Source organism: Mycobacterium sp. NGS16 (assembly GCF_059813225.1).
Genome location: NZ_JCALEE010000003.1, coordinates 342,113 through 362,391, shown reverse-complemented (window position 1 = coordinate 362,391; position 20,279 = coordinate 342,113). Strand labels below are relative to the sequence as shown.

Annotated in this window: 17 protein-coding genes, 1 tRNA gene and 2 pseudogenes; 11 read left to right on the top strand and 9 right to left on the bottom strand. The window is 66.6% G+C overall.

Annotated features, from left to right (window positions below; all coding sequences use genetic code 11):
• Nucleotides 1-47 precede the first annotated feature (47 nt).
• The 7 genes and pseudogenes from AC5Y4Q_RS11535 to AC5Y4Q_RS11505 all read left to right on the top strand — a co-directional run bounded on the left by AC5Y4Q_RS11535 (nt 48) and on the right by AC5Y4Q_RS11505 (nt 4,710).
• Complete coding sequence (locus tag AC5Y4Q_RS11535) at nt 48-575, top strand: CGNR zinc finger domain-containing protein (RefSeq protein ID WP_064923747.1); 528 nt, start codon at nt 48-50, stop codon at nt 573-575.
• Nucleotides 576-660: 85 nt separating this feature from the next.
• Nucleotides 661-736, top strand: a tRNA-Arg gene (locus tag AC5Y4Q_RS11530).
• Nucleotides 737-847: 111 nt separating this feature from the next.
• Nucleotides 848-1,365 (top strand): annotated as a pseudogene (locus AC5Y4Q_RS11525) (helix-turn-helix domain-containing protein); the annotation flags it as partial.
• Nucleotides 1,351-1,550, top strand: a pseudogene (locus AC5Y4Q_RS11520) (IS3 family transposase); the annotation flags it as partial. The pseudogenes AC5Y4Q_RS11525 and AC5Y4Q_RS11520, both read left to right, overlap by 15 nt.
• Nucleotides 1,551-1,880: 330 nt before the next feature.
• Nucleotides 1,881-3,341 carry an FAD-dependent oxidoreductase gene (locus AC5Y4Q_RS11515; protein ID WP_499959028.1) on the top strand — a complete coding sequence of 487 codons (1,461 nt, stop codon included), beginning with the start codon at nt 1,881-1,883 and terminating at the stop codon, nt 3,339-3,341.
• A 577-nt stretch (nt 3,342-3,918) separates the two neighbouring features.
• Nucleotides 3,919-4,377 carry a cupin domain-containing protein gene (locus AC5Y4Q_RS11510; protein WP_499959026.1) on the top strand — a complete coding sequence of 153 codons (459 nt, stop codon included), beginning with the start codon at nt 3,919-3,921 and terminating at the stop codon, nt 4,375-4,377.
• Nucleotides 4,378-4,386: 9 nt separating this feature from the next.
• Nucleotides 4,387-4,710, top strand: coding sequence for a class I SAM-dependent methyltransferase (locus AC5Y4Q_RS11505; protein ID WP_499959024.1), 324 nt, complete (start codon nt 4,387-4,389; stop codon nt 4,708-4,710).
• Between the two features lie 90 nt (nt 4,711-4,800).
• Here AC5Y4Q_RS11505 and AC5Y4Q_RS11500 read toward each other — a convergent pair whose 3' ends face one another.
• Together AC5Y4Q_RS11500 and AC5Y4Q_RS11495 are read right to left on the bottom strand one after the other, a co-directional pair.
• A complete protein-coding gene (locus AC5Y4Q_RS11500) occupies nt 4,801-6,570 on the bottom strand; it encodes an alkaline phosphatase family protein (RefSeq protein WP_499959022.1) in 1,770 nt (589 codons plus the stop codon).
• A 164-nt stretch (nt 6,571-6,734) separates the two neighbouring features.
• The gene (locus AC5Y4Q_RS11495; RefSeq protein WP_499959020.1) at nt 6,735-8,702 is read right to left on the bottom strand and encodes a hypothetical protein; all 1,968 of its coding nucleotides are present in this window, start codon (nt 8,700-8,702) and stop codon (nt 6,735-6,737) included.
• A gap of 261 nt (nt 8,703-8,963) precedes the next feature.
• Here AC5Y4Q_RS11495 and AC5Y4Q_RS11490 point away from each other — a divergent pair, with 261 nt between their 5' ends.
• The 3 genes from AC5Y4Q_RS11490 to AC5Y4Q_RS11480 are packed head-to-tail and all read left to right on the top strand — an operon-like array spanning nt 8,964 to nt 11,859.
• Nucleotides 8,964-9,965 carry a DUF1214 domain-containing protein gene (locus tag AC5Y4Q_RS11490; protein WP_499959067.1) on the top strand — a complete coding sequence of 334 codons (1,002 nt, stop codon included), beginning with the start codon at nt 8,964-8,966 and terminating at the stop codon, nt 9,963-9,965.
• On the top strand, nt 9,966-11,030 hold the full coding sequence (locus AC5Y4Q_RS11485; RefSeq protein WP_185746602.1) for a poly-gamma-glutamate hydrolase family protein: 1,065 nt from the start codon (nt 9,966-9,968) through the stop codon (nt 11,028-11,030).
• Nucleotides 11,031-11,040: 10 nt separating this feature from the next.
• On the top strand, nt 11,041-11,859 hold the full coding sequence (locus tag AC5Y4Q_RS11480; protein ID WP_499959018.1) for a TIGR03621 family F420-dependent LLM class oxidoreductase: 819 nt from the start codon (nt 11,041-11,043) through the stop codon (nt 11,857-11,859).
• A gap of 4 nt (nt 11,860-11,863) precedes the next feature.
• Here the strand turns inward: AC5Y4Q_RS11480 and AC5Y4Q_RS11475 are convergent, their stop codons facing one another.
• Nucleotides 11,864-12,415, bottom strand: a complete 552-nt coding sequence (locus AC5Y4Q_RS11475; protein WP_064923741.1) for a TetR/AcrR family transcriptional regulator — start codon at nt 12,413-12,415, stop codon at nt 11,864-11,866.
• 117 nt (nt 12,416-12,532) lie between these two features.
• On the opposite strand from AC5Y4Q_RS11475, the gene AC5Y4Q_RS11470 reads away from it, so the two are divergent.
• On the top strand, nt 12,533-13,282 hold the full coding sequence (locus tag AC5Y4Q_RS11470; RefSeq protein WP_499959017.1) for a 3-oxoacyl-ACP reductase family protein: 750 nt from the start codon (nt 12,533-12,535) through the stop codon (nt 13,280-13,282).
• On the opposite strand, the gene AC5Y4Q_RS11465 is transcribed toward AC5Y4Q_RS11470, so the two are convergent.
• From AC5Y4Q_RS11465 to AC5Y4Q_RS11440, 6 genes are all read right to left on the bottom strand, one after another.
• The gene (locus AC5Y4Q_RS11465; protein ID WP_064923739.1) at nt 13,272-13,700 is read right to left on the bottom strand and encodes a hypothetical protein; all 429 of its coding nucleotides are present in this window, start codon (nt 13,698-13,700) and stop codon (nt 13,272-13,274) included. The genes AC5Y4Q_RS11470 and AC5Y4Q_RS11465 overlap by 11 nt on opposite strands.
• A 9-nt stretch (nt 13,701-13,709) precedes the next feature.
• On the bottom strand, nt 13,710-15,296 hold the full coding sequence (locus AC5Y4Q_RS11460; protein ID WP_064923738.1) for an ABC-F family ATP-binding cassette domain-containing protein: 1,587 nt from the start codon (nt 15,294-15,296) through the stop codon (nt 13,710-13,712).
• A 173-nt stretch (nt 15,297-15,469) separates the two neighbouring features.
• Nucleotides 15,470-15,907 carry a type II toxin-antitoxin system Rv0910 family toxin gene (locus AC5Y4Q_RS11455; protein ID WP_064923737.1) on the bottom strand — a complete coding sequence of 146 codons (438 nt, stop codon included), beginning with the start codon at nt 15,905-15,907 and terminating at the stop codon, nt 15,470-15,472.
• A 26-nt stretch (nt 15,908-15,933) separates the two neighbouring features.
• On the bottom strand, nt 15,934-18,351 hold the full coding sequence (locus AC5Y4Q_RS11450) for a cation-translocating P-type ATPase (protein ID WP_125224878.1): 2,418 nt from the start codon (nt 18,349-18,351) through the stop codon (nt 15,934-15,936).
• On the bottom strand, nt 18,348-19,508 hold the full coding sequence (locus AC5Y4Q_RS11445; RefSeq protein ID WP_125224877.1) for an MBL fold metallo-hydrolase: 1,161 nt from the start codon (nt 19,506-19,508) through the stop codon (nt 18,348-18,350). Before AC5Y4Q_RS11445 ends, AC5Y4Q_RS11450 begins: the two co-directional genes overlap by 4 nt.
• A 14-nt stretch (nt 19,509-19,522) precedes the next feature.
• Nucleotides 19,523-20,254, bottom strand: coding sequence for an enoyl-CoA hydratase (locus AC5Y4Q_RS11440; RefSeq protein ID WP_064921159.1), 732 nt, complete (start codon nt 20,252-20,254; stop codon nt 19,523-19,525).
• Between the last annotated feature and the right edge of the window lie 25 nt (nt 20,255-20,279).

Here is a 20,279-nt window from a genome sequence, read left to right as displayed (position 1 = left end):
AGCCAAGCACCTCTGATGTAACCTGTCAATAGGCATTTGGAGGTTATATGGATATCGTTGCGGCCGGGCCCGGCGACGAGGCGTTGCTGTTGGACTTGCTCAACTCCACCCCCGTCATCGACGGCGTGGCCCGCGACGAACTCGAAGACCCGGTTACCGCACAAGCCTGGTTGGATTCCCGCGACGCCGGCCCGGCAAACGAGCAGCAGCTACAAGAACTCGTCGACGTACGGACTGCCCTGCAAGACGTGGTGCGCGGCGACCGGTCGCCGCGGGCACTACAGCCGTTCCTGGACGGAGTCGGCCTGTCCCCCGCTCTCAGCGACGACGGCCTGACCTGGACACTGACCACGCAGGCGACCCCGCCGGCCGCCGCGCGGGCGATCCTCGCCTGGGACGCGCTACGGATCTCCAGTCCCGGGCGTCTTCGGCCCTGCGCCAATCCCGACTGCCGGTTGTTCCTGATCGATCGCAGCAAACCCAACACGGCCCGGTGGTGCTCGATGGCCATCTGCGGCAACCGCATGAAGGCGCGCCGGCACTACCAGCGGAGCAGAGCTGCGAGCGGCGATTGAGGCCAGAACGGCGAACGCACCGTCTCGCACCGTGCGTCTCTCGGCGATCCACTAGAGTTCTCAACACCTATTTCCACAGATCCCCGCCCCCGTAGCTCAGGGGATAGAGCACGGCTCTCCTAAAGCCGGTGTCGGCAGTTCGAATCTGCCCGGGGGCACCATTACTTCTGTATGACGTCGGGTGATGCTCGACGTTTCGGCTTCGGGTGATGGCTGACAGTGTTTCGGCTGATGGTTGACAGTTACTTCGGTTGATCCTTGACACTCCCTGGATGAGGGAGTTGAGCGTGGCTGAGCAGCGGTATCAAGCGGCGCAGGCCGCTGAACAGGCGAATGTGTCGCGGCAGACGATGCATGGCTGGCTGGCCCGGTATGAAGCCGAGGGCTTCGAAGGGCTCAAGGACCGGTCGCATCGGCCGGTGCACTGTCCGCATCAGATGCCGGCCGAGGTTGAGGCGGTGGTGTTGGAGTTGCCGCGGTCGCGGCCGTATCGGGGGCCGCGGCGGTTGGTGTTCGAGCTGGATAAGCGGGGTATGAGGCCGCTGCCGTCGGCGTCGGCGGTTTGGGCGCTGGTGCGGGCCGCCATGATCGATGCCGAGTCGCGGCAGCGGCGGTCGCGGAAATGGAAACGCGGGAACGTAGCGCTGCGATGGGGCTGTGGCAGATGGATATCGTCGGCGGGTTCCCGCTGGCCGATGGCGCCAGCGCCAAAGCATTGACCGGTATCGATGACCATTCCCGGATGTGCACCGGTGCGCACTTGATGACGCGGGAACGTGCCGAGCTGATCTACGGACCCACCCGGAGCGGGCCGTGGAAGACCGCCGAAGACGTCTACTGGCCACCCTGAGCTGGGTTCACTGGCACAACACGGCCCGGCTCCACGGCTACCTCAACGACGTGCCTCCGGCCGAGTTCGAAGACACCTTCTACGCTGGGCAACGTACCGACCAAACCCTGGTCGAAATCCCATAGCCCGAGCCGCCATCAAACCCACGGCGATTCACGATGCTGCTGATTTGGAGTGCCGCCGGGATCGGGTGGCTCTGGTGGCCGGCATGTTCTCCGACATCAGCAATTTAGGTACTAAGTCCGCATCCCACAACCAGTTATGTTGGCCGACAGGCGGGTCCGAGTATGGGCCGGCCGCGTCCGATCTTGTGGGAAGGACGGCTCAAATAGCCGTCGGCGGACAGACCTTGTTTCCAGCAGACTGTTTCGAAGGTTGCGTAAGCGAGGAGGTTCACGCGCCATCGTCTGCCGCGCTGTAAGAAGCCCGAACCTAATACCCATGAAAGGCAGTAGATGTCGATCGGACCGCCCATCAACACAGCCTCGCCATGGCAAGGAGACAACGGGCCCGAACTTGGCGAGTCCGCAGTCGTACTTGGGGCCAGCATCGGTGGGTTATTGGCCGCCGGGGTGCTTGCTGACTTCTACAACAGTGTGACAGTGGTCGAACGAGATATCCTCCCAGACGGACCGGCGCCCCGTCGCGGTGTGGCGCAAGGCGACCTGCCCCACCTTCCGGCAGCGCGCGGGGTGCAGATCATGGGTGAGCTGTTTCCCGGTTTCGTCGACGAGCTGGTCGCCGGTGGCGCGCGGGTGTGGAACGACGGTGACCTGTCACGGTTTTGGGTATCGTTTGGCGGGCACCGGTTCTTGCGATCTGGCACGATTCCCGACCCTGATTCGATAGTCAGCTACTACGTCAGCCGGCCGTTCATCGAGTGGATCCTGCGTCGCAGGGCGCTTGCCGTTCCCAACGTGGAGATCGTGCAGGGTCACGATGCGGTGAGATTGACATCGGTTCCGAAACGGGACCGCGTGACCGGTGTTGTGGTGGCGCGGCGCGACTCTGGCGCCCAGACGACCCTGGCGGCCGACCTTGTCGTGGACGCCACCGGACGTGGCTCACGGGCACCGGTGTTTCTCGACGAACTGGGCTTTCCTCGCCCCCGCGAAGACCAGCTCACGGTGCACGTCAGCTACGCCGGCCTGCCGGTCCACCTACCGCCGGGCACGTTGCGCGAGTACCTCGCCTTCAGCGGCCCCGAGCCGAACCGTCCTGTGTGCTTCGCGATGTTCGCCGGCGAGAACGACACCTATCGGCTTGCGGTCCAGACGGTGGCCGGACAAAAACCGCCCGCCGATCGCGCCGCGCTGCTGGACTGCCTGGCCGACATGGCGCCCAGGCACGTGCTGGACGCCGCGCGCCGCGCCGAGCCACTCGCCGACATGACCCACTATCGGTTTCCCTCGAACAGGTGGCGCCGCTACGACCAGTTGGGGCGAATGCCCGGCGGCCTGATCGTCATGGGGGACGCACTATGTAACTTCAATCCACTCTACGGGCAGGGCATGTCGGTGGCCGCCATCGAAGCGCACGTCCTGCGCCACTGCCTGCAGCAAGGCGACCGCAACCTACCGCAGCGTTTCTTTCGCGCGTCGGCCAAAGAGATCCGTGTGGCCTGGCAGGCGGCGGTGGCTTCAGACCTGGCTTTGCCCCAAATAGCGGGGAGGCGATCGCTGTCTATGCGGATCTTCAACGCTTACCTGGACCGGGTGCTGGCCGCCGCCGAAACCGATCCAGCAGTGGTCCAGCAATTTCTGCGGTCGATGAACCTGGTTGACCGACCCTCCCACTTGCTGCGCCCGTCGACAATGCTTCGGGTACTCAAGAAGTCGCGAAAGCGGGGAGTAGCTCAGAAGGCGACGTCACCGATGGTGCCCCGAGACACCACCGCGACCGACCTTCCCAGATAAGACGGCACCATAGGGAATTACCGGGTAAGTGATGCTTGAAGTCTTGGACTGGTCGCCCTCGTCCGTTGCATCGAAATCCACGCTATCGACGAGGAATTCCGCATGGTGGTGTCCTTCGTGATCGTCGCCGTGGCCACAATCCGCGCCCAAGTGAAAGGGCTTAGCCGTGTTTAGGGGCGGTCTGATAGAACAACCGCTTCACACGCGCTACTCACCGTCAGCGTTGGCAAGCGCCAGTTATCTCACCGCGGTTGGGAACTGGATGGACTCGTTTTGGCTGCCCGACCATCTCGGCTCACTGTTCCCGCGATCGGTGATGAGATCGCCGTACGTCGGGGCCGCACGACTCGCCCCCAAAATCGACGCACGTCTCGAACCATGGACGGTATTGGGGCAGCTCGCCCTCCGGAACCAGCTGGGGCGGCGAAGACTTGGCATTGGTGTAACCGATGCTGACGGCTGACATGCCGACGTCACTACTCCGAATACTTTTGAGAGGCAAACAGAAAGAATGACACCGCCCAATGACACAGGCGCTATCTTCGGCCGACTTGCTGACGGAACCGGAGGGCCAACGGTGGACGTTTTCGGACCGATCATTGAGTTCCTGACGCCGAAGGACAACGAGCAGATTTGCGTCATGCGCGCGGTCCTTCCGCCCGGGGTCACCGTCCCGCTGCACAGCCACGACGACTTTGAAGATTTCTTCATCCTCGCGGGTGGTCACCAAGTTGTCGTCGAGGGCGAGGACGGCCCGCAATGGCGCGATGCCCACCCCGGCGATTACATCCGCGTGGCCGGCAATGCCCCACACGCCCATCGCAATCTGTCCGGCGAACCCGCTGTCGATCTGGTCATCACAACGGCAGTCATGGGCCGGTTCTTTCGGGAAGTCGGTCGCCCAATTGGTTCCCCACCGCCGACTGCTCGCGAAGTGGCGCGCTTCGCCGAGACTGCAAACCGCTTCGGTTACCGACTGGCAACGGCAGAGGAGAATGCAGCTGTCGGCATAACGTTACCGGCATTCACAGCGTGACCGGCAACCATGGCAGCCGCAGCCACGGCAGCGGCCAGCAGGCAAGCGGAGCCAATCATCAATGATCCGTTCGGCGAACCCCTCGTCCGCGCTGTCGGTGTCGAGCTGTTCGCCCGGTTGGCCAGCGGTGAGCCGGCGCTCGCCGACGTTGAAACCGGTTGGATGATGGCTTTTTTCGCCGTACGCGCGCGATTCTTCGATGGTTTCTTTCCCAGCGTGTTATCCGCCGGCATCCGGCAGGCGGTGATCGTAGGATCTGGGCTGGACTCGCGTGCCTACCGCCTGGAATGGCCAGCGGCAGCGTCGCTTACGCGATCTATCGACCCGAGGTGATCGAGTTCAAGAACTCGAGACTGACCCGTAGCGACTAGCCGGGGCCAACACCCGGGCCTCAAGAGGAATCACTTGCTGCCCGGGGCACCATCACTTCCAGAAGGCATTCATCGGTGTGGCGTACATGTCGTTGTCGGTGAGCGGGGCCAGTGTTCCGGGCGCGGTGCGCAGGGCGTCTTCGATGGTGGCCAGCAGGCTGTACTGGTTGTAGTAGTCGTCGGTGGTGAAGTTGCCGGATTGCATTCCACCGAGCGTCACCGCGCCCTCGCTCGGGATGACGATCATCGGAACGTGATTGCCTTGGTTGCCGAAGCCCAGCGACAAGTTGTTGTTGTCCTCGTCGAACGTGACGATGATCGCGTCCTTCTGCGTCGGGTCAGTCCACAGTGCCGAGTTCTCGATGGTGGAGATCTCTTGCTGGAGGAACTGGTCGCCCGCCGCGACGTTGTACTGATGGTCGGTCAACTGGGTGGCGATGAACTGCAGAATCCCACTAAACGTATCGACCGGGCCTTCCATGTTGTTGTCCTCGTTGGCCGCGATCCAGGTGAATCCCGGGAAGGTGCTCGGGTGTGCGAGATCGGTGGCCAACTGCGTCAACGGAAGCAGGTGCTCTTCCAGGTAGTCGGGGGTGTTGCCGTAGACGTAGCTGAATTGGGTAAAGGGCAATTCGTCGACGGCGTAGTCCCCCGATGACACGATGGCCCCTGGGGACGGCATGCTCTGCGCGTAGCCGGCCCACGAAATGCCCGCCTGATCCATTTCTTGCATGAGGTTCGGTGCGTCGATGGAGTTCGGGGCGGAGTTGTAGTCGATGCCGAAGTCCGATCCGCCCAGGACCCGGATGTAGTTGGGATCACTGGGGTGGCTCAGCGCGTAGTAGTTGTTCGCAGACCCGTAGGTGTTGATCAGGCTGTTGATGTACGGCGCGTTGGGGCTGCCGACGATGTCGTCGAAGCCCTTGTTCTCCATGTAGATCACGAACACGTGATCCAGGTGGCCGACATCGGAGTCCGGTGGGAGCAGCGGCGCCGGGGCGAGGTTTGGATCGCCGACGGTGAACGACTCGTTGTCGGCGTAGGCGCCGTTGTAGGCGCCGAGGTACTGGTTGGTGTCGGTGAAGGTGGTGGTCACCGTTGCGGAGGTGGTGCCCTCGGGAACCGTCCCGGTGATCTCGCGTTGCTCGAACCCGGTGAAGCCCAGGCGATCCCATACCGTGACCGGATTGAGCGCGCCGGTGCCGAGCACGTCTCCATTGGCGTCATAGAAGGTGACCTGCACTGAGGCGTAGGACGGGTTCCAGGTTTGGCCGCCGAGATCCGCGCTCAGCGAGTACGGCGTTCCGGCGGCGCCGGTGAGGTCGACGGTTTGGCTGATGCTGGACGTGCCCACCGGGCCGCCGCCGGCGAAATTGTCGCCGCCGCCTGGCGGCGCATCCTGCGGAAAGCCAAACAGGCCCGTCACCGTCGGAAGGGGAAATGACAGTGGCGACGGATAACCGACCGGGCTGCCGTAGGCGATCACGGTCGGGGTGCCGGTCTCCGTCCAGCCCGGTATGGTCACCCCGCTGTAGCCCGACCCGGAGGGATCGGCTATTTCGAAGCCCGGGTTGACCAGCAGGTTCTGGCTCATCAGCGACGCGTCAACGCTGACCGGGGCAACCGGATCGAGGCTGTTGAACCAGCTGACGAGCTCGGTGTCCAGCTGCGGACCCAACACACTGCTGACCGAGTCCTGCTCCAAGAACCCGGTGATCGCATTGAGGACCTGGTCGATGATCACGTCGAACTCATCGGCCTGGGCTTCGGGCGCCGCCAGCAGCCCCAGCCCCACCGCGGAGTACACGCTGGCCGCGGTCACCCCCACCGCGCGCCAACCGCGGCGTGCGGTCCCCTTCCGGGTAGCCAGTTTTGCCGTCCTGGGACGGCCATGAGCCATGGCCCAATCGTCCTCAGCTGCCGCCAAGCAGGCAAGCAGCGCCGAGTTACCAGATTGTTACGTTTTTCGGGACGTCAACGGCTGGATCAGCCGCCGAACAGATAGTTGAGGTCGAAGCTCGGGGTGTTCGCGATCAGGTCGGCCATGTTGGCCCACTGCTGGGCCGCCTGCGCGCTCAGTTCGGTCGGCCAGTCGCTGTTGCCGCTCAGGATCACCGTCGCCAGGTCGTCGCGGGCGTTGAGCAGACCGGACAGGATGCTGGTGTTCGGGTTGAACAGCGCGTCGTTGAGGGCAGTGACCAGCATCTGCGGCATCACCACCGCCATAGCGGTCTGGGCCAGCGCCAGCGTGATCGGCAGGGTGATGTCGCTGGTCAGCACCGGCAGGGCATTCCACACCGAGGTCAGGCTTTCCATCGGGTGCTCGAAGACGCTGCGCATGACCGCATCCCAGTCCGGGCTCAGCGCGTCGGTGAACCGCAGGTCGATCGGAGTGAAGGGCTGGCTGCCGAACACCGACTCGAAGTCCTCCTTGCCCATTAGGGCCGACAGCGCGTTCAGCTCAAGATGCTGCAGCACCCACGCGGGCTGGGCGTGGATCCGCGACACATCCAGCGCGTAGTCGTAGGAGAACACCCGTCGGGCCATGTCGGCGGCGAACTCTTCGGGGCTGACGGTCGGCGTGTCGGTGGGCAGGTACTGGTCGATGTCGTCAATCGACACCACGTGCGTCTCCACACCCAGGCCGAGCGCGTCGGCACGATCGGTGACGTTCTCGAAGCGCGCGAAGATCTCACCTGTGCTGAGTCCGCCGGTGTCGAGCCAGTTGGCCACGCCCGGATTCGTCGCGCTCACAACGTAATAGGTGTAGCCGTCATCGGCATGGTAGGTGGTGGTGTTGTTGAGGGTGGTCTGGGCCATCACATAGGGCAGCGCACCACCGTATACGTTCATCAGCTCGATGCCGCTGTAGGCCGCCTCGACGGTCGGCACCTTCAGGATCAGCGCCTCACCGGGATCCAGATCCCAGTTGCCGCCGGTGACGACCGCGGACTCCAGACCGACTCCGTAGCTGGTCTCCGGCGCCAGCGTCATCATCGTGTTGGCGGGCACCTCCATGCCCACCGAGGCCCCACCTTCGATGCTGCGCTGGTTGAACGGGACGACGATCTGGGCGAAGGCGCTGAACAGCATGTTCAACACGTCGTCGACGGAGCCGATGTTGGCCGGCCCGCTCGGCACGTCGGTTCCACCCCCCTCCGTGGGGAAGAAGCCGCCGGCGGGGATGGAGAAGAACGGCGGGCAGTCGGCGACACACTGCAGGCTGATGTTGCCGGGCCCCTTGGCCCAGTCGCCCATCATGTCGCGGATCAGCAGGGACGCGGCGCCGCCGACGGTGGCGTCCGTGGAATCCAGGAAGTTGACGGCGCCGGCCGGCGCTTCGGGTCCGATGTAGACGGTGAAGTTGCCGTTGGCGTCGACCACCAGGCCGTGGTTGAGTTCCAGATCCTCGATGGTGTGGGCGGTGGCACCGGTGACGGCCGTGGTGCTGATCGACAAGTGCTCGGTTCCCCCGCCGAGGGTTCCGGTGAGCTTGTACGTCGCGCCGGGCGCCAGCCCCGCGGTGACGTGGTAGTAGATGTCGGGGGTGAAGTAGTCGAAGTATTGGCGAGAGTCGGCGACATTGCCGGCGACCACTTCGGGCGATTGGAAGAACACCCCGTTGAACAGCTCGGTGACCCGCGACAACCCGGTGGTGATCAGTTCGTAGTTGGTGTTCTGCAACATCGTCATCAGCGTGTCCGCGTCGCCGGGTGAGGCGTAGGGCAGGGACAGGTCATTGGCGACGGCTTGCTTCATGGCAGCGAGCAGGTCATCGAGTGCCTGCTGATATCCCGCGGTCAATGCCACCGCGGGTGCGGCGCTGCCAGCAGTGACCAACGGAGTGCCCACCACCATCGACAGCGCGCTGCCGACTGCTGCTGCGGCGATCCCGAACCGCCGGGCCTGACTCCGAGAAGAGCGTGTCGATTCGGCGCTCCCGGTCAGGTCCACGGCCGCTCTCCTCACATTGGTTAACTATTTACTCGACCTATTGACGGTTAAATCTCATTCGGACCATACGTGCGGGCAAGACTGTGTGCAATAGCCCGCCCGCAAACTGCAGGGGGTAGGTTGCCCTGCATGTGGAAGCGGTGGGTTTCTACGTTCGGCCTAGCGGCACTGGCACTCTCCGGCTGTGGACTGACGGTGACCAAAGCCGGCCCGGACCCGCTGACGCACCAGGCCCGCAGCACCCCGAACGGCATGGTGTTGGTGACACCGGACAACTTCGTGCGGGCCGTCACCGACCAGGAATTCACCAACGTCGTCAACGAGAACGGCTTCGGCCGTTTCTTCCACATGCGTGATGTCACCACGATCGACCGGCAGCTGGTGGTGCGGCCCAACCGGGACACCTTGTATTCCGCGGCGGTGTTCGACTCGCAGGCCGCGCCGGTGACGATCACGCTGCCCGATCCGGGTGAGCGGTACATGTCGGCGCAGGTGATCAGCCAGGACGAGTACGTCACCGACATGTTCTACGGCAGCGGCGAACACACGCTCGATCAACGGCAGGTCGGCACCCGTTACGTCATGGTCACTGTCCGCATCCTGGCCGACCCCAAGGATCCGGCGGATCTGGCCACGGCACGCGGCTTGCAGGACCAGATCACGGTGGCCCAGGAGAACTCGGGCAGCTTCGATGTGCCGCGGTGGGATCCGGTCAGCCAGAAGAAGGTCAGCGACGCGCTGCTGGAGTTGGCCGAGACCATTCCAGACACCCGGGGCATGTTCGGCACCTTGGCCGACACCGACCCGGTGCGGCATCTGATCGGGGCCGCTGCGGCCTGGGGCGGCAACCCCGAGACCGACGCGCTGTACCTCAATGTCACCCCGACCCGCAACGACGGCCACACCGTGTACCGGCTGACCGTCAAAGACGTTCCGGTGAAAGCCTTCTGGTCGGTCAGCGTCTACAACAAGAACGGCTACTTCACCGAGAACCCGCAACAGGCCTACTCGGTCAACGACATCACCGCGACGAAGGCAGAGGACAACTCGGTCACCGTGCAGTTCGGCGGGTGCACGGCCAGCAACACGCCCAACTGCCTGCCGATCACCCCGGGATGGAACTACCTGGTCCGGCTCTACCAGCCCAAGCGGGAGATCCTCTCCGGCAAGTGGGTTTTCCCCGAGGCGCAACCGCTTGAGACGGCCGGCCCGGATACCCGGCCAGCTCCACCACCTCCCACTCCGGCACGGCCGCCACGCTGAATGTCGATGACGCGGCATGCCTACTTCGCGTACGGGTCCAACCTGTGCGCACAGCAGATGGCGCGCCGCTGCCCCGAGGCGTGCGATCCCCGCCCGGCGGTGCTGGCCGACCACGATTGGCTGATCAACCAGCGCGGGGTCGCCACCGTTGAGCCGTTCCCGGGTTCGCGGGTGCACGGGGTGCTGTGGCGGGTGTCCGATCGCGACCTGGCCGCGTTGGACAGCGCCGAAGGTGTGCCGGTGCGCTACCGCCGTGATCGGCTGACGGTGCACACCACCGACGGGTCAGCGCCGGCGTGGGTGTATATCGACCATCGGGTGCAGCCTGGTGCGCCGCGGGACGGCTACCTGGAACGCATCATCGGCGCGGCCGGCCAACATGGGCTGCCCCCGGCGTGGATCGAGTTTCTCCGCCGCTGGGATCCGGTCCAGTGGCCGCTGCGCACCCCACCCGGCAATGACGCGGCGCCCCAGTCACTCTCGGAACTGTTGGCCGACCCCGGGGTCATCGAGGAGAGCCACCTGCGGTCGCGCTTCGGATTCCTGGCCGTTCACGGTGGGGGTCTGGAGCAGATGACCGACGTGATCGCCGACCGCGCCGCCGAGGCCGCCGACGCATCGGTGTACCTGGTGCGGCATCCCGATGGGTATCCGCGCCACCTGCCCTCGGCCCGCTACCTCGCCGCGGAGTCGGCACGGCTTGCCGAGTTCCTCGACCATGTCGACGTCGTGGTGTCGCTGCACGGGTACGGCCGGATCGGGCGCAGCACGCAGCTGCTGGCCGGGGGCTGCAACCGCCGGCTGGCCGCGCACGTCGCCCGATGCCTCGATCTGCCGGGCTATCAGGTGATCACCGATCTGAACGCGATCCCGGTCGGATTGCGGGGCCTGCACCCGGCGAATCCGGTGAATCAAGTGCGGGGCGGCGGGACCCAGCTGGAACTGTCGCCGCGGGTGCGGGGCATCAGTCCTCGCAGCCAGCCGCCCGGCGCGGACGGCCTGTCGCCGGTGACGTCGGCGCTGGTGCGTGGCCTGACGGCCGCGGCCCGCACCTGGGCTAGGTAGGAGGTAGTTGGTGGACAAGCAGTTTCGCTTCGGTGTGGGTTTGCATTCGATCCGGTCGGCGGCCGGGCTGGCCGAGATGGCTCGTCGCATGGAGGAATTCGGCTTCGATGTGCTCCACGTGCCGGATCATCTCGGTGCTCCGGCCCCCTTCCCCGCCCTGGTGGCGGCCGCGGCGGCCACCACGACGATCCGGCTGGGCACCTACGTGCTCAACGCCTGCTTCTACAAGCCGGCGCTGCTGACCCGCGACATCGCCGACACCGATCTGCTGTCCGGGGGCCGACTGGAGGTCGGACTGGGTGCCGGCTATGTTCGCGCGGAGTTCGCGGCCGCCGAGTTGCCGTTCCCCAGTGCCGCCCGGCGCATCGAGTACCTGGAGCACGTGACAACCTATGTGGCGACTCACCAGCCTCGGGTACCGATCCTGATCGCCGGCAGTGGCGATCGGCTGCTTACGGTGGCCGCCCGGCACGCCGACATCGTGGGCCTGACCGGGTCGCGGGTAGCCGACGCGGAAGACCCATTGGCAGAACGCATCTCCTTTGTCCGCGCGGCTGCCGGTGATCGGTTCGATGCCCTGGAACTGAACCTGGCCATAACGGCCGTGCCGACCGACGCCTCCGGGATTCCCGACCTCACGCTGACTCGCCAGTTCGCCCCGACCCTGTCGAACCAGGAGCTGCTGGCCATGCCCGCCGTGTTATCCGGGTCACCGCGCGAGATGGCCGACACGTTGCGCGACTACCGCCGCCGGTACGGGTTGAGCTATTTCACGGTCCAGCAGAATCACGCCGCAGCTTTCGCGAAAGTCATTGCCGCGCTGCGCTGACCGGCTAACGGCCGGCGGGCCAGCCAGCCAATGCCAGGTCGGCCAGTGCGTGCAGATCCGCGCGGTCTGCTCCGCTGCGCGCCTGGATCGCGATGCCCTGACAGACCGCGGCAATCCAACGCGCGAGCACCACGGTGTCCACGCCGGACAGTTCGCCGTCGGCCACCGCGCCGTCGAATCGCTCGGCGATCCGGTGCACCGTGGCCTCACGCATCTCGGCGGTTCCCGGTCCACTGTCGAGCGTCAGGCAACCACGCGGACCGCTGCTAGACGTTTCGGCCGCGCCGTGCACCAGCGCTTCGGCAACGCCGCGGGCGCTCGGCATCGCCAACGCGTCCATGACATAACCGCCCTGCCCGGCGAGGTAATGCTGGACCGCCCGCTCGTACAGCTTCTGTTTGGAGCCGAACTCCGCGTAAATGCTGCGGCGATTGGTGTTCGTCGCCGCCGCGATGTCTGAGATCGAGACGCCGTCGAAGCCGCGCGCCCAGAACAGCGTCATCGCCTGGTCCACGACCTGATCGGGGTCGAATTCCCGGGGCCGCCCCACCGCCATCGCACACCCCACCCTTCCTGTGATGTCGCTCACAGCAGGAATGCAGCTCCCGCAATCCCCGCTTGACCTCAGCATACTTAGTAACATTTCGGTTCGTAATTGTCTGGAGGCGACGACATGAGCACAGCAACCCTGACCGGACGGCGCGCGCTGGTCACCGGAGGTTCGCGCGGAATCGGCCGGGAGACGGTACGGCGGTTGGCCGCCGATGGAGCCGCCGTGGCCTTTACCTATTCGGCCTCAGCGACCGATGCCGAGAAACTCGTCGCCGAAGTCGCCGCCAACGGCGGTAAGGCCGTTGCGATCAAGGCCGACTCGGCCGATCCCGCCCAGATCACGGCCGCAGTCGAGCAAGCTGTCGCCGAACTCGGCGGCTTGGATGTGCTGGTGAACAACGCTGCGGTTGCTCATATTGCCCCGATCGATGAGTTTCCGGCCGAAGAGTACGACCGTCTTGTGGCGGTCAACATCGGCGGAATGTACTGGGCGGTGCGCAGCGCGGTGAAGCACCTGGGCGAAGGCTCGCGGATCATCAACATCGGCAGCATCAACGCCGATAAGATCCCGGTCCCCGGATTGTCGGTATACGGCATGACCAAGGGCGCAGTGGCCTCGTTCACCCGGGGGCTTGCCCGCGATCTCGGTCCGCGGGGCATCACCGTCAACAACGTGCAGCCCGGTCCCATCGATACTGATGCCAATCCCGACAACGGTGGCGAGTTCCCGGAGGGCCTGAAGAAGGTGATGGCACTGGGGCGCTACGGGCAGGTGAGCGACGTCGCCGCCATCGTGAGCTTCCTGGCGGGCCCGGAGTCCGGCTACGTCACCGGTGCGAACTGGAACGTTGACGGCGGATTCACCGTGTAGCCCGCGATCGTGCGGCCGACACCAGCGCCCACACCGAACAGGCCAGCGCGCCGGTCACGGCCACGGCCCCGATGTAGATCCCATACCCGGCGATGATCGGCGCGACCACGTTCAGCCGGTAGTACCACACCCCCAGCCCTGCGATAGCCAGTGAGATCAGCACGGCGGCAACCGATGCCAGCCTGGTGAACAGTCCCCGGCCGATCATCGCGCCGGTCACCAGCAGGACGGCCGCTAGCAGCACGATCAGCTGACCGACGCCGAAGCGCGGTGGCAGCGCGATGCTGCCGACACTGCCGCCGATCGCATTGGCGCGCCCGCCGCCGTTGGCCGAGGTGGTCAGCCATGGCAGCCACGTACTGACCGACAGGATCACGGCGAACAGCGCGATGAGCCAACCGGGACGCGAGCGGGTCATGTTGTGACACTAACCGGCATCGACGAGCTCACCGCGGCGCGGCATCGCCCATGTCCGGGTCACGCCGAGCCGCGCCAGGAAGGCGTCGTCGTGACTGACCACGATGAACGCTCCGCGGTAGCCGGCCAGCGCGTCGACCAGCTGATCCACGCTGGCCAGATCGAGGTTGTTGGTGGGTTCATCGAGCAGCAGCAGCTGCGGCGGCGGGTCCGCGAGCAGCAGCTGAGCCAACGCGACGCGGAACCGCTCCCCGCCGGACAGCGTGCCGACCGGCCGGCCCACACAGTCGGCGTCCAAAAGGAACCGGGCGAGTTGGGCGCGCACGGCCCGCGGCTCGCGACCGGATATCGCCGACACGGCATCGAATGCGGACACCGTGTCATCGAGATGATCCAGCCGCTGCGGAAGATAGCCGACCCGGTCGGTCTGCAGCCGTCCGCCCGCACCGCTCAGCAGCGCTTCGAGCAGTGAGGTCTTGCCGACCCCGTTCGGGCCGTCCAGGGCGATGCGTTCTGGTCCCGCCACGATGATCGGCCCGTCGACGCCCGGCAACTCGGCCAGCCGGCGGCTAGCCGGCACGTCCGGGTCCGGCAGGTCGACGCGAATGTGTTCGTCGTGGCGGACCCGGGCGGATGCGGCATCGGATTCGGCTTGCGCGTCGCGCACCCGGCCATCGAGCTGGCCGCGCAGCTTGCCTGCCGAAACCTGCGCGTTGGAGCCCCATTGGTTCATCACGATCTTCGGGGCGCGCTTGTTCTGACGGGCGACCTGGGCCGTGCGGTTGCGTCGGGCGAGTTTCGTCTCGGCGTCAACGCGCTGGCGCTTCTCGATCTTGACCACCTGTTCTGCGGTGCGGGCGGCCGCCCGGGCGGCGGCCTGCTCGGCGTCCAGGTGCGCCCGCCAGGCGCTGTAGGGCCCCCCGAAGGAACTCAGCCGCCCGTCGTACAGCTCGGCGATGCTGTCCATCTGCTCCAGCAACGCGGTGTCATGACTGGCCACGATGAGCGTGCCCGGCCACGATCCGACCAGCTGCGCCAACCGCTCACGGCCGACCCGGTCGAGATTGTTGGTCGGTTCGTCGAGCAGGGTGATCGGGGCGGCCGCCAGGCGCAGACCGGTCAACGCCACCAGCATCGCCTCGCCGCCGGACAACGTGCCGGCGCGCCGATCCAGGTCGGCCGAACCCAGCCCGATCGGCCGAAGTGCGGCGTCAGCGCGAGTTTCGATGTCCCAGTCATCGCCGAGGACCTCGAAGTGCGCCTGGTCGGCATCACCGCGTTCGATCGCGCGCAAGGCGGCGAGTTGTGCAGCAACGCCGAGCAATTCGGCGATCGACGCACCGACGTCGAGGGTGAGCAGCTGCGGCAGGTAGGCCACCTCGCCGGCCGTGGCGATGCGCCCGGTTGAGCACGCGAGCTCCCCGGCGATCAGGCGCAGCAGGGTGGACTTGCCGGCTCCGTTGACTCCGACCACGCCGGTGCGGCCGGTGCCGAACGAACCGCTGACGCCGGCCAGCGCGGTGCTGCCGTCGGGCCAGCTGAAGCCGACCTCGGTCAGGGTGACAACGGAACTGACGTCAGCAACGGGTTTGGACATGAGGTCTCCGGAAGGGTCAGCGGGGGCGCTGACAACCGGGACGCGACTACGGCGATTCGTCGGTGATCAGCGCGCGGACAGCGGCGCGAGACCGGCGATGCCTGTCATTCTCCAGACCTCCTGTGCGGGAACGTCCGCCACCCTAGCCGCGAGATGACGGGGTGCGCAACCGATTAAGCCGGCGCGAAAACCGCGACGAACTTCTGCAGCGACTCGTTGATGTCGCTCTTCAGCGCGGCAGCCACCAGCATGCCGATCGGGCCGAACAGCGCCGGCCCGCCCAGATGGACGTCGAAGCTGACCTTGGAGCCGTCGCCGACCGGGGTGACCTTGGCGAGCAGCTTGATCTTGACGCCGCCCTTGCCGTCCCCGTTGAGGGTCATCCCGGTCGGGGGCTTGTAGTTCACGATCGTCCACTTGATCCGGTTGGGCATGCCCTTGACTTCGACGATCGACTCGAGCGTCGTGCCCTTCTCCAGGGTCTCGGGCAGTGCGCTGCGCCACACCCGGTGGATGGTCAGCCACTCTTTGTAGCGCGACAGATCCGAGGCGTGTGCCCAGGCCTCCTCGGGAGGCAGTGGGACGTCGATGGATCCGGAGAGCTTGGCCATGTCGTGCTTTCCCCTTGTGTCACGGTTTATCGCTGGGTCATTGTGGTCGTTGCCGGCTCCCGCCACAACTTGGGCCGCTCACCGAGCATCGCGCCGCGCACCCACCAGATCGCCTCGATGGCGGCGGCACCGAGGGCCCCGACGCCGAGCGCCAGCGACGTCAGCGCGACGTTGGAGGGGTCCAGCAGGAACTTCTCCCGCGCCAACGGGATCGCGAAGATGCCCACATAGGCCAGGCCGCAGCAGATCACCAGCGTCAGCCGCCACCACTGATAGGGCCGCGCCACCACGGCCAGCACCCACCCGGCGGTGGTCAGCAGCGTGATCAGGGCGGTGGTGGACGCCTGGATCTGCTGTACGGCGGTGGCTTCACTGCCGCGATAGGCCAGCAGGTAGGAGCTGAAGGTGGCGACCCCCACCACCAGGCCGGCCGGCAGCGCCCCGCTCATCACCCGCCGAACAAATCCCGGGTGTGCCCGTTCGTTGTTCGGCGCCAGCGACAGGATGAACGCCGGGATGCCGATGGTGAACCAGGCGGCGATCGTGACGTGGATCGGCTGGAACGGATACAGCAGCGGCTTGGTGCCGAACAGCGCCGACGCCAGCCCGACCAGGCCGACCAGCAGGGCGAGCAGCACCGAATACACCGTCTTGGTCAAAAACAGGTTCGCCACGCGTTCGATGTTGCCGATCACCCGGCGTCCTTCGCCCACCACATAGGGCAGCGTGGCGAACTTGTTGTCCAGCAACACGATCTGCGCCACCGAGCGCGCCGCGGAGCTGCCCGCGCCCATTGCGACACCGATGTCGGCGTCTTTGAGCGCCAGCACGTCGTTGACGCCGTCACCGGTCATGGCCACCGTGTGGTCGCGGGCCTGCAAGGCATGCACCATGGCCCGCTTCTGATCCGGGCGCACTCGGCCGAAGACGGTGTGTTCCTCCAGCGCGCCGGCCAGCCGGTCCGGCTCGGTCGGCAGCTGGCGGGCGTCCATCGCGCCCCCCGACAATCCCAATTCCTCGGCCACCGCGCCCACCGAGACCGCGTTGTCGCCGGAGATCACCTTCACCGTGACTTCTTGTTCGGCAAAATAATCCAGCGTGGCACGGGCATCGGGCCGCACCTTCTGCTCCAGCACCACCAGCCCCACCGGGGTGACCTGCCCGGGTGCGTCGGGGTGGTCGACGGGCCGGTCACTGGACCCCAGCAGCAGCACCCGCAGGCCGCGCGCCCCGATCCGCTCGGCCTGTTCGGCGGCCGCCGATGACGGGTCGAGCAGGACGTCGGGGGCCCCGATCACCCAGTCGCCGTGGTCGGAGAACGACACGCCGCTCCACTTGGTGGCCGATTTGAACGGCGCGCAGCCACTTGACGTCCAGCCCGGCGATGTCGGGAACGCCTCGGCGATCGCCTGGATGCTGGCGTTGGGACGGGCGTCCTCGGCGGCCAGCGCGGCCAGGGCCTCGTGTACCGGAAGTCCTTCGGCGCCGGGAAGTTCGGTGACGTCAGCCACCCGCATCCCGTTCTCGGTCAGGGTGCCGGTCTTGTCGGCGCAGACGACGTCGACGCGGGCCAGGCCCTCGATCGCGGGCAGTTCCTGTACCAGGCACTGCCGCCGCCCGAGGCGCACCACCCCCACCGCGAACGCCAGCGACGTCATCAGCACCAGGCCCTCGGGAACCATCGGCACCAGCGCCCCGACCATTGCCAGCACCGAGGCGCGCCAGCCCACGTCGGTGGTGAACAGCTGGGTGTAGATGATCAGCAGGCCGGCCGGGATCAGCAGGTAGGTGATGAATTTCAGGATCTGGTTGATGCCATTGCGCAGTTCGGATTTCACCAGGGTGAACTTGCTGGCCTCCTCGGCCAGTTTGGCCGCGTAGGCCTCGCGGCCGACCCGGGTGGCCCGGTAGGCACCGCTTCCGGAGATCACGAAACTGCCCGACATCACCGGATCGCCGATGCTCTTGCCGACCGGGTCGGCCTCACCGGTCAGCAGGGACTCGTCGACCTCCAGATCGGCCACCTCGACGACGTCGCCGTCGACGACGATCTGGTCACCGGGGCCGAGTTCGATGACATCGCCGAGCACCACTTCCCGGGCGGGCAGCGGCACCGTCCCGGATTGCCTGCGCACCAAGGGTTTGGCCTGCCCGACGATGGCGAGCTTGTCCAGCGTCTGCTTGGCCCGGATCTCCTGCACCATGCCGATGACGCTGTTGAAGACGATGAGCAGTCCGAACAGCCCGTTGATCAGTGATCCGGTGGTGACCACGATGGCCAGCAGCACGCCCAGGATCGCGTTGATCCGGGTGAAGACGTTCGCCCGGATGATCTCGCGCACACTGCGTGCGGCGCGCACCGGGATGTCGTTGGTCTGTCCCTGCGCAACCCGCTGCGCGACTTCGGCGTCGGTGAGCCCGGCCGCGCTCTGCGTGACGGTCAAGGCCGCCACCACGGCGCGACGTCGTTGGCGCCCAGCCGGATCCGCTCGCCGGGTTCATACGGCGGTCCCAGCTTCGGCTCTCCTCCGTCGAGCCTCACTGAACCGCCGGGTCTCGGAACCGCCACGGCGACACCGGCTTCGGCGGCGGCGGCCAGCAGCCGTTCCACCGGCTCGTCCCACCGGTGCGGCGCCAGCCGGAACGTGCACCAGTGGATCGGCACCAGCGCGCCGCCCTTGACGTCGAGGTGGGCCCGGACGGCCTCCTCGGGGTTCATGTGCACGTCCGGCCAGGCGGTGTTGTAGGCGCCGATCGGCAGCAGGGTCACGTCGAACGGGCCGTGCTCGGCGCCGATCCGGCTGAAGCTGCCGGTGTAGCCGGAGTCGCCGCCGAAATACACCCGGTGGTGAGGTCCGGCGATCACCCACGACGCCCACAGGGTCAGGTTGCGGGTCAGGAACCGGCCGGAGAAGTGCCGGGCCGGGGTGCAGGTCAAGGTCAGTTCGCCGAGCGTGGTGTGCTCGTCCCAGTCGAGTTCGACGACCCGGTCCGAGGGGATGCCCCACGCCCGCAGGTGCGCGCCTACCCCCAGCGGGACGACGAACGGTGCCCGCTGGCTGCGGGCGAGCGCTGTGATGGTGTCGATGTCGAGATGGTCGTAGTGGTCGTGGCTGACCACGATCGCGTCGACCGCCGGCAGTGCCGCCAGCTCGACCGGCGGTGGGTGCAGCCGCCGGGGGCCGACGGCGTCCGACGGCGAGCAGCGGTCGCTCCACACCGGGTCGGTCAAGACCCGGTAGCCGTCGACTTCGACCAGCGCCGTGGCGTGGCCCAGCCAGGTGATCGCCAGCGGTTCGGCGGCGCCGGTGAAATCGGGGACCGCCAGTGGCACCGGGGCCGCGGGCCGGGCCGCGCCGCGATCGGCGAACAACTCCCGCAGCATCAGGCGCTGTTGTTCGCGATCCATGTTGACGACCGCGACCGGTTCGATGTTGTGGAAGACCCCGTCGCGGTAGTGCGGCGAGCGGGCGGCCACCGCCTCAATGACGTGCGGCGCGGCACCGAGTGCCCCGGAGGTGCCGCGCAGCGCGCGAAGCGTCCAGCCGCCGACGGCCAGGGAGGCCGTGCCCGCCACCAGCCGAAGTGCTCCGCGCAACATCACCGCGCCTCCCGCTAGGCGCCCTGGAACTTCGGCGGCCGCTTCTCGATGCGCGCCATCTGGGCTTCGATGACGTCCTGGCTGGCCCAGGCCCGGTCGAACAGTTCTTTGTGGATCGGTTCCTGCTCCTGCAGGGCACCGTCGTCGTTGAGCACCCGTTTGGCGTGCTGCAGCGCCAGCGGCGCCAGCCCGGCGATCTCGTGCGCCCAGGCCTGCGCGTCGGCCACGGTGCCGATCCGGTTGACCATGCCGGTCAGCAGCGCCGTCTCGGCGGTCAGCTTCTCGGCGGTCAGCAGCATGGCGCGGGCCCGTCCGTAGCCGGCCAGCGTCGAGAGCCGGCGGATGCTCCAGTTGTCCAGCGCCAGGCCGTACTTGGCGACCGGGAACTGGAAGTACGCCTCGTTTGTGGCGACCCGCAGATCGCAGACCATCGCCAGCTGCAGGCCGGCCCCGATCGCGGCGCCGTTGATCGCGCCGATCACCGGCACCGGCACGTCGCCGATGCTCTGGTGCAGCGCGCGCAGCTTGTCGGGGTAGTCGGCGGCGAACGCGTCGCCGGACAGGTCGGCGCCGGCGCAGAACACGGTGCCCTGCCCGGTCAGCACGATCGCCCGGACGTCGTGGTCGGCGGCGTCCACGATCGCCTCGCGCAGTTCGGTGACGAGCTGGGAGTTCAGTGCGTTGCGCCGCTCGGGGCGCTGCAACTCGATGGTGGTGACGGCTTCGTCGCGGGTAACACCGATCATGAGGTCCAAGCCTATTAGCCTGCTG